This window comes from Cupriavidus sp. WS, from assembly GCF_000395345.1.
In the GTDB taxonomy this organism is placed as follows: domain Bacteria; phylum Pseudomonadota; class Gammaproteobacteria; order Burkholderiales; family Burkholderiaceae; genus Cupriavidus; species Cupriavidus basilensis_B.
This window is the reverse complement of record NZ_AQPL01000014.1, coordinates 1-9,022: the sequence shown is the minus strand read 5'-3', so window position 1 is coordinate 9,022 and position 9,022 is coordinate 1. Positions and strand designations below refer to the sequence as shown.

At 72.6% G+C, this 9,022-nt stretch carries 8 protein-coding genes; 4 read left to right on the top strand and 4 right to left on the bottom strand.

What is annotated here, in order from left to right; all coding sequences use genetic code 11:
• A partial coding sequence (locus K206_RS43545; RefSeq protein ID WP_020200586.1) for a hypothetical protein occupies positions 1 to 419 on the top strand: 419 nt, incomplete at its 5' end.
• Between the two features lie 89 nt (positions 420 to 508).
• Complete coding sequence (locus K206_RS0101230; RefSeq protein WP_020200585.1) at positions 509 to 1,504, top strand: 2-dehydropantoate 2-reductase; 996 nt, start codon at positions 509 to 511, stop codon at positions 1,502 to 1,504.
• A gap of 44 nt (positions 1,505 to 1,548) precedes the next feature.
• Here the strand turns inward: K206_RS0101230 and K206_RS0101225 are convergent, their stop codons facing one another.
• From K206_RS0101225 to K206_RS37275, 4 genes are all read right to left on the bottom strand, one after another.
• Positions 1,549 to 2,997 carry an efflux transporter outer membrane subunit gene (locus K206_RS0101225; RefSeq protein WP_020200584.1) on the bottom strand — a complete coding sequence of 483 codons (1,449 nt, stop codon included), beginning with the start codon at positions 2,995 to 2,997 and terminating at the stop codon, positions 1,549 to 1,551.
• 20 nt (positions 2,998 to 3,017) lie between these two features.
• Positions 3,018 to 5,111, bottom strand: coding sequence for a MacB family efflux pump subunit (locus K206_RS0101220; protein ID WP_020200583.1), 2,094 nt, complete (start codon positions 5,109 to 5,111; stop codon positions 3,018 to 3,020).
• Entirely contained in the window at positions 5,105 to 6,304 is a 1,200-nt protein-coding gene (locus tag K206_RS0101215) for an efflux RND transporter periplasmic adaptor subunit (RefSeq protein WP_052165763.1), read from the bottom strand. The genes K206_RS0101220 and K206_RS0101215 overlap by 7 nt, the downstream gene beginning before the upstream one ends.
• A gap of 75 nt (positions 6,305 to 6,379) precedes the next feature.
• Positions 6,380 to 7,099 (bottom strand): GntR family transcriptional regulator, encoded by a 720-nt coding sequence (locus K206_RS37275; RefSeq protein ID WP_020200581.1) that lies wholly within the window; start codon positions 7,097 to 7,099, stop codon positions 6,380 to 6,382.
• Between the two features lie 225 nt (positions 7,100 to 7,324).
• Here K206_RS37275 and K206_RS0101205 point away from each other — a divergent pair, with 225 nt between their 5' ends.
• The gene (locus K206_RS0101205; protein ID WP_020200580.1) at positions 7,325 to 8,539 is read left to right on the top strand and encodes an alanine--glyoxylate aminotransferase family protein; all 1,215 of its coding nucleotides are present in this window, start codon (positions 7,325 to 7,327) and stop codon (positions 8,537 to 8,539) included.
• Between the two features lie 196 nt (positions 8,540 to 8,735).
• A partial coding sequence (locus K206_RS37270) for an FAD-binding oxidoreductase (RefSeq protein ID WP_043365001.1) occupies positions 8,736 to 9,022 on the top strand: 287 nt, incomplete at its 3' end.

Genomic DNA, 9,022 nt, shown 5'->3' with positions numbered 1-9,022 from the left:
GCGCGCCCGAAGACGCGGTCAAGACCACCTTCGGCAACCCGACCGACGTCTACCACCTGGCCGACGGCACCAGCCGCTGGATCTACTCGCGGCAGCCGCTCGGGCACGAGGTCTACGCGGCGGACTTCGACGCCGGCGGCAGGCTGACGAACTTCCGCCAGATGCTGACCGAGAAGGAGATCTACGAAGCCAAGCCCGGCGTCTGGACCAAGCAGGACGTGGTCGAGCGCTTCGGCATGCCGCGCGAGCCGGTGGAGTATTACCCGCTGATGAAGCGCGAGGCATGGTCGTACCGGATGTACACGAACGGCTATCTGCAGGCGCATTTCAGCATCTACTTCGACGACCGCGGCGTGCTCGACCGCACCATGATCATCGTCGACCCGATGGGCGGGGACCGCCACGACCACAGCAGGTGATCCACGGCAAGTGATGGCGATGGCCGGCGCCCCAGGGGGCGCGTTCCGTCGCGTTGGACCGTATCGGTCCCGGCTACAAGGAGTGACACATGAAGGTTTGTATCTACGGCGCCGGCGCGATCGGCGGTTGGATCGGCGTGAAGCTGGCCGAGGCGGGGGCGCAGGTCAGCGTCGTCGCGCGCGGCGCCACGCTCGATGCGCTGGCCAGCCACGGGCTGCGGCTGGTGGAGGGAGAGGGCCAGGAGGCCGAGCCCCGCGCGGTGGCGGTGCGCGCCAGCGACGATCCGGCGGCGCTTGGCCCGCAGGATCTCGTCGTGGTTGCGGTGAAGGCGCCGGCGCTGGCGTCCGTGGCCGGCCGCATCGCGCCGCTGCTGGGTCCGGACACGACCGTCCTGACCGCGATGAACGGCGTGCCGTGGTGGTTTTGCGATGGCCTGGGCCCGGCGTTCGCCGGCAAGCGGCTGGCCTCGGTCGACCCGGACGGCGCGATCGCGGCGGCCATTCCGGCGCGGCAGACCGTTGGCTGCGTGGTGCACGCGAGCTGCATGCTGGACGCGCCGGGCGTGGTGCGCAACCGCCAGGGCCGCGGCCTGATCCTGGGCGAGGCGAGCGGGCAGCCGAGCGAGCGCGTCAGGGCGCTGGCGGCGATGTTCGCCGGCGCCGGGTTCGACGCGAAGGCGTCGGACCGCATCCAGCAGGATGTCTGGTACAAGCTGTGGGGCAACATGACCATGAACCCGATCAGCGCGCTGACCGGCGCCACCTCGGACCGCATCCTCGGCGACGAGCTGGTGCGCGATTTCGTCACCGCCGTGATGCTGGAGGCCAAGGCCATCGGCGAGCGCTGCGGCATCACGATCGACCAGGCGCCGGCCGACCGTCTCGCGGTCACGCTGCGGCTCGGCGCGATGAAGACCTCGATGCTGCAGGACGTGGAGGCCGGCAGGCCGGTCGAGCTCGACGCGCTGGTGGCCGCCGTGCGCGAACTGGGCCAGATCACGGCCGTGCCGACGCCGTTCACCAATGCGCTGCTGGGCCTGGCCCGGGTGCAGGCGCAGCGGCTGGGACTGTATCCGCGGGCCTGAACGTCGCCCGCCGCCCGCCGCCCGCCGCGCGGGCGCCGCTTCGGTCAGCCGCGGGTCCCCGGCCGCGCGTCCCGCGACAGCAGGTTGCCACCGCCGGCGGCGGCGCCATCTTCCCATCCCCCTCCGAGCGCGCGGAACAGCCCCACGCTGGCCTGCAGCTGCGCCAGGTGCAGTTGCACCGCGTTGTCCTGCGCGGCGTAGAGCGTGCGCTGGGCGTCGAGCACGGTCAGCAGCGTCTCGGCGCCGGCGCGGTAGCGCGACTCGGCCAGCCGCGCGGCTTCCCGCGCCTGCGCCAGCGCCTCGGCCTGCGCGTCGCGCTGGCGCGTCAGCCCGTCGACGGCGTTGAGCGCGTTTTCCACGTCGCCGAAGGCGTTGACGATGGCGCCGCGGTAGGCGGCCAGCAGTTCCTCGCGCCGGGCGATGGCGAAGTCGCGCCCGGCGGCCAGGCGGCCGGCGTTGAAGATCGGCGCGGCGAGGCCGGCGGCGAGGCTGTACAGCGAGGTGTCGAGCAGGTCGTGCAGCCGGTCCGCGCCCACGCCGGCGCCCGCGGTCAGGGTCAGCGAGGGCAGCATGGCGGCGCGCGCGGCCACGATGTCGGCGTCGGCCGCGGCGAGCGCGCGCTCGGCCTGGGCGAGGTCGGGCCGGTGCACGATCAGGCCGGCCGGCACGCCGGCGGCGACGGTCGGCATGGCGATGCCGTCGAGCGTGCTGGCGGCGATGTCGAAGCCCGGCGCCGGGCGGCCCAGCAGGATCGCCAGCGCGGTCAGGCTGCCGCGCGCTTCCTGCCGGCGCTGCTCCAGGTCCTGCCGCTGGGTGGCGACCAGCCCGCGCTGCTGCGCCAGCTCCAGCGGCGTGGCGGCGCCGGCGCGGGCGCGCGAGGCCACCAGCGCCAGGATGCGCTCGGCGGTGGCGAGGTTGCGCTGCGCGATGTCCACGCGCTCGCGCAGCGCCGCGGCCTGCAGGTAGCTGGCGGCCACCGACGCCGTCAGTGTCAGCGCCACGGTGTCGCGCGCGCGGGCGGTGCCTTGCAGCGTGGCCAGCGCCGAGTCGCGCGCGGCGGCGTTGCCGCCCCACAGGTCGATCTCGTAGGTGGCGAACAGCTCGGCCGTGTAGTAGCCGGTGACGCTGGCCTGCGGCTCGCGCAGCCGCTGCGCGGTGGCGCTCAGGCTCACCTCCGGCAGCAGCGGCGCGCCGGCGATGCGGGCCTGGGCCTGCGCCTGGCGCACGCGCGCGGCGGCCGCGGCGAGGTCGAAGCTGCCGCCGCGCGCCTGCTCGATCAGCGCGGCCAGTTCGCCGCTGCCGAAGCGCCGCCACCAGCCGGGGCCGGCGGGGTCGCCGGCGGCGCCCGCGTCATGGCGCCACGCGGCGGGCACGTCCAGCGGCGGCACGTCGCCGGGCGGCGCGCCGGCGCAGCCGGCCAGCGCCAGCGCCAGCAGCCAGGCCGGCGCGCGCGCAAGAGAAGGGCGCGGGGGAGAATGCCGCGGGGCGGGCATGGGAAATCGCATCGGGCGCCTCATTCGCTGGCCAGCGCTTCGACCGGGTCCAGCCGCGCGGCCTGGCGCGCCGGCATGAAGCCGAACACCAGCCCGGTGGCCAGCGCGCAGCCGAACGCGCCGAGGATGGCGCGCACCGAGAAGACCACCGGCACCTCCCAGTGGATCAGCGCGGCGCCCACGGCCAGCCCGGCGATCACGCCGGCCACGCCGCCGACCAGCGTCACGGTGATGGCCTCGGTCAGGAACTGGCGCTGGATGTCGCGCTGGCGCGCCCCGGTGGCCATGCGGATGCCGATCTCGCGCGTGCGCTCCTTGACCGTCACCAGCATGATGTTCATCACGCCGATGCCGCCCACCAGCAGCGAGATCGCCGCCACCAGCCCGAGCATCATCGTCATGGTCTGCTGCGTTTCTTCCTGCGCCTTGACCGAGGCCGCGCGGTTGTACACGCGGAAGTCGCGCACGCGGTGGCTGGCCTCGAGCGCCTCGGTGATGCCGCGCGCGGCATCGTCGGCGTTCTCCAGCTTGTCCACCAGCACCGAGATCCACGACAACTGCGTGGTGCCGAGCAGGCGCCGGCTGCCGGTGGAGTAGGGCATCAATATCACGTCGTCGTCGTCCGAGTCGCCCGAGGTGGCGCCTTTTTCCTCCAGCTCGCCGATGACCTGGAACGGCACGTTGTTGACCAGCACGTAGGCGCCCAGCGGGCTCTGGTCGCCGAACATGCGCTCGCGCGTCTTCTTGCCCAGCAGCAGCACGGTGGCCAGGCTGCGCTCGTCGTTCTGGCTGAAGAACAGGCCGCGCGCGGCCTTCCAGTTCATGATGCGCTGCGCGTCGGTGGTGACGGCCCACACGTTGACGAAGCTGTCCAGGTTGCCGGCGCGCAGCGTGACCTTGCCGCGCAGCATCGGCATGGCCGCCGCCACGTGGGGCGCCTGCCGCACGGTCGGCACGTCGGCTTCGGTGAGCACGCCGCCCGGCCCGCGCGCGTTGTCGCCGCCGGGCACCACGTACATGCGGTTGGTGCCGAAGCTCGCCATCTTGGCGATGACCTTCTCCTGGGTGCCGGCGCCCACCGCCAGCATCACGATGACCGAGGCCACGCCGATGATGATGCCGAGCAGCGTGAGCGCGGTGCGGAAGCGGTTGGCCCACATCACGCTCCATGCCGCCGCGTAGGCTTCGCGCATCTCGGTCCAGGGGCGCGCGGTGTGGGCCACGCCCGCGGCCATCGCGGCGGGGAAGCGGCGCGCGTCGAGCGAGGGCGGCACGGGTGGCATAGGCGGGGCGGGCGGGGCGCCGGCTTCCGCGAGCGGCGCGGCATTGCCGGTGTCGGACACGATCTGCCCGTCGCGGATCTCGATGATGCGCCGCGCCTGCGCGGCCACCGCGCGGTCGTGCGTGATGAGGACCACGGTGTGGCCGGCGTCGGCCAGCTCGCGCAGCAGCGCCACGACCTCGGCGCCGCTCTTGCTGTCGAGCGCGCCGGTGGGCTCGTCGGCCAGGATGATGTGCCCGCCGTTCATCAGCGCGCGCGCGATCGACACGCGCTGCTGCTGGCCGCCGGACAGCTGCGCGGGCCGGTGCGCGGCGCGCTCGGCCAGCCCCAGCCGGCCCAGCAGCGTGCGCGCGCGGTGCTCGCGCGCGTCCGCCCCCGCGCCGGCGTAGACCGCCGGCATCTCCACGTTGCGCAGCGCGTCGAGCGTGCGGATCAGGTGGTAGCCCTGGAACACGAAGCCGAAGGCCTCGCGGCGCAGCCAGGCCAGCTCGTCGGCGTCGAAGCGCGCGATGTCCTGGCCGGCGAAGCGGTATTGCCCGGAACTGGGCCGGTCCAGGCAGCCGAGGATATGCATCAGCGTGGACTTGCCCGAGCCCGAGGCGCCGACGATGGCGACGAACTCGCCCGCGCCGATGTCGAGCGAGACGCCGCGCAGCACCTCGGTGGCCGGACCGCCGTCGGTGCCCGCGTAGGAGCGCCGCACGTCGCGCAGCGCGATCAGCGGCGGCGCGGCGCCGGCCGGGGCGGAGGATGCGGAAGCGGGCGCGGAAGCGGGGGTGGATGCGGGGGCGCCGGCCGCCGCGGGCCGCGCCTCCGCCAGCAGGTCTACCATCGGAACCTCCCGTCGGCGGCGCGCTCGTAGCGCACGCCGGTGACGAGGCGCTCGCCTTCCTTGAGGCCGGACAGCACCTCCGCGCTCAGGCGGTCGCGCACGCCGGTGGCCACCTCGCGCACCAGGATCCTGCCCTGGGCGTCGAGCACGCGCGCGGTGTAGCGCCCGGGCTGGCCGCTCACCGCCTGCAGCGCCGGCAGCGGCGCCACCAGCACGTTGCGCGCGCTGGCGGCCACGAAGAACACCTGCGCGCTCATCTGCGGCATCAGTTCGCGGTCGGCGTTGTCCACGTCGAACAGCACCGTATAGAGCACCACCTTGCCGGCGGGCGTGGCCGGCGCGCCGGCGGTGGTGGCGGCGGGCGCGGCGCCGGCCGGCGTGGGCGGCGCCGGCAGGATCTGGCGCACCTGGCCGCGCCAGCGCCGCGCGCTGCCCTGCTCGTCCTGCACGCCCAGCGTGGTGAAGTACACCGGCATGCCCGGGCGCACGCGGCGCACGTCGGCCTCGGACACCTCGGTCCAGACCGTCATGGCGGACAGGTCGGCGATGCGCAGGATGTTGGGGGTCTGGTAGGTGGCGTTGAGGGTCTGGCCCTCGCGCGCGTCGAGCGTGACCACGGTGCCGCTCATGGGCGCGTAGATGCGGGTGAAGCCGAGCTGGGCCTCGTCGCCCTTGAGCGCGGACGAGGCGCCGTCGATCTGGGCGCGCAGGTTGTCGATGCGCGCCAGCGCCACGCGCAGCGCGGCCTGCGCGGACTGCACGTCTTCGTCGCGGGTGGAGCCGTCGGCCGCCATGTGGCGCTGGCGCTCCCACTGCTGGCGGGCGAGGTCGCGCTGCGCGTACTGCTCGTCGAGCTGGGCGCGCAGGCTGGCCAGCGTGGCGCGGTCGGCGTCCACGCGCGACTGCTGCACGGCGGGATCGATCTCCACCAGCAACTGGTTCTTCTTGACGGCGTCGCCGGGCTGGACGTGGATGCGGCGGATGGCGCCGGACGCCTGCGCGCCCACGTCGACGTAGCTGCGCGGCTGCAGCAGGCCGAGCGCGGTCACGCTCGATTCGATGTCGCCGCGGCCTACCGGTGTGGTCTCGATCACCTCGGTGGGGCGCAGCAGCCACCACCACAGCAACAGCCCAAGACACGCCAGCAAGACCACGAGCGTGGCGGGACGCTGCACAACAGACGGGATTCTCATCGATCGGATTTGACGCGGTTCTTGTGCACCGCAAATCATACCGCGAGCGCGGCGGCCGGCGGCGGCCGGGCCATGTCAGCCCGGATGCGCGGCAGCGGGCCGGCGCTCTTCGTGGCGCGGCGCGGGCAGCGGGCCGGCCGCCACGGCGCCGGGCAGCACCGCATCCCGCTTGCTGCGCAGGTGGTCGCGCAGTATCCGCGCCAGCCTCGCGCCATCGCGCGCTTCGAGCGCGAGCAGCATCTGGTGGTGGTCGTGGATCGCGCTGTCCCACTTCGGCGCCTGCTGGTTCGAGCGGAACCGCAGCGCCTGCAGCCGCCGGTTGACGGCCGCGTAGGCCTGGCTCAGCTCGCCGTTGCGCGCCGCCGCGTTGATGCGGTCGTGGATCTGCTGGTTGCGGTCGTAGTAGCCGGCGAGGTCGTTGCGCGCCCGGCAGGCCAGCATGCCGCCGTGCAGCGCGCGGATCTCCGCCAGTTCGGCGGCGGTGATGCGCTCGCACGCCAGCTCGCCGGCAAACGCTTCGAGCCCGCCGAGCAGTTCGAACGCATCGCCGATCTCGTCTTCCGACATGGTGGCGACCGAGGCGCCGCGGTTCTGCGAAAGCTCGACCAGCCCTTCCGCCGACAGCACCTTCAGCGCCTCGCGCAGCGGCGTGCGGGACACGCCGATGACCTCGCACAGCTCGCGCTCGTTGAGCTTCTGGCCCGGCGCGAGCGCGCCCTCGACGATGCACCGGCGCAGGTGCGCGACCACGCTGTCGTGCAGGATGGCGCGCGTCAGCTTGCTCGGCGGCGGCATGGCTGCGCGGGTGAAAAAGACGATGCCGTGGGCATGGCGGTGTTCTCCGGTTTCATGAAAAAAATTCTACCGGAAACAGGACGGAATCCGCGTTCAAGCGAGATTGAGAAAACTTCAAGGGAAGTTGCCGGATTTTAAGGGAGGGGTCTGCTAGATTGTATTCAAAATTCATTTCGCTTCATCGGAGCGATTTACCAGAGCGATTCCATCAGAGAGGAGAACGCAATGCTCAAGCTGGACTTCCATCCCGCCGGCCGCCACTACCTGCAGATTCCCGGCCCCAGCCCCGTGCCCGACCGCATCCTGCGCGCCATCAGCTATCCGACCATCGATCACCGCGGGCCGGAATTCGGCGCGCTTGGCCTGAAGGTGCTCGAAGGCATCAAGACCATCTTCAAGACCCGGCACCCGGTCATCATCTATCCCGCCTCCGGCACCGGCGCGTGGGAAGCGGCGCTGACCAACACGCTCAGCCCCGGCGACAAGGTGCTGATGTACGAGACCGGCCACTTCGCCACGCTGTGGGACAAGATGGCGCGCAACCTCGGCCTGCAACCCGAGTTCCTGGGCCTGCCCGGCATCGAGGGCTGGCGGCGCGGCGTGAACGCGCAGATGATCCAGGCGCGCCTGGAAGCGGACACCGGCCACGAGATCAAGGCTGTGTGCGTGGTCCACAATGAAACCTCCACCGGCGTGACCTCGAACATCGCGGCCGTGCGCCAGGCGATCGACGCCGCGCGCCACCCCGCGCTGCTCATGGTCGACACCATCAGCAGCCTGGCTTCGGCCGACTACCGCCATGACGAGTGGGGCGTGGACGTGACCATCTCCGGCTCGCAGAAGGGCCTGATGCTGCCGCCCGGCATCAGCTTCAACGCGCTGTCGCCGAAGGCCATCGAAGCCAGCAGGCAATCGAAGCTGCCCAAGGCGTTCTTCGGCTGGGCGGAGATCCTGGAGATGAACAAGACCGGCTACTGGCCGTACACGCCGAACACCAACCTGCTGTACGGCCTGTCCGAGGCCATCGACATGATCCTGGCCGAGGGCCTCGACAACGTCTTCGCGCGCCACCAGCGGCTCGGCGAAGCCGCGCGCCGCGCGGTGCGCGCGTGGGGCCTGGAGATCCAGTGCGTGGACCCGGAGGTCTACAGCCCGGTGCTGACCGGCGTGATGATGCCGCCCGGCGTGGACGCCGACATGGTACGGCGCGTCACCTACGAGCGCTTCGACATCTCGCTCGGCGCGGGCCTGGGCAAGCTGCGCGGGCTGATGTTCCGCATCGGGCATCTGGGCGACTGCAACGACCTGACGCTGATGGCGGCGCTGTCCGGCTGCGAGATGGGCCTGAAGATCGCCGGCGTGAAGCTCGAAGGCAGCGGCGTGGCCGCGGCGCTCGACTATCTCGCCGGCCAGACCGTGCCGGCGCTCGCCAAGGGCTGACCGGGACGGCGGGCGGGCAGCGCTGCCGCCCGCGACAAGAGCGCGCGCACGTGGCCGGCCGTGCCGGCAGTATCGCCGCCGCCGCCGCGGCGCGCGCGCATTCCTACAGGAGACAACCGCGCAGCCGGGCGCCGGGATTCCGCGCGGCATGGCTGCGCCGGGCCCGCGCCGCACGGCGCCGGGCCCAGGAACGATCATGAAAACCGAATACCTGCCTCCCTTAGTCAAGCCCGTCCACCTCGTGCCGTCGGCCGTGGGCTCCGGCAGTCCGCTGGCGCGCCGCCTGCGCAAGGAACTCCGGGGAGACGTCCTGTTCGACCGCGCCAGCCGCGCGCGTTATGCCACCGACGCTTCCATCTACCAGATCCTGCCGGTCGGCGTGGTGGTGCCGCGCGACCAGGCCGACCTCGCGCTCGCGCTGAACATCGCGCGCGACGCCGGCGCGCCGCTGCTGGCGCGCGGCGCCGGCACCAGCCAGTGCGG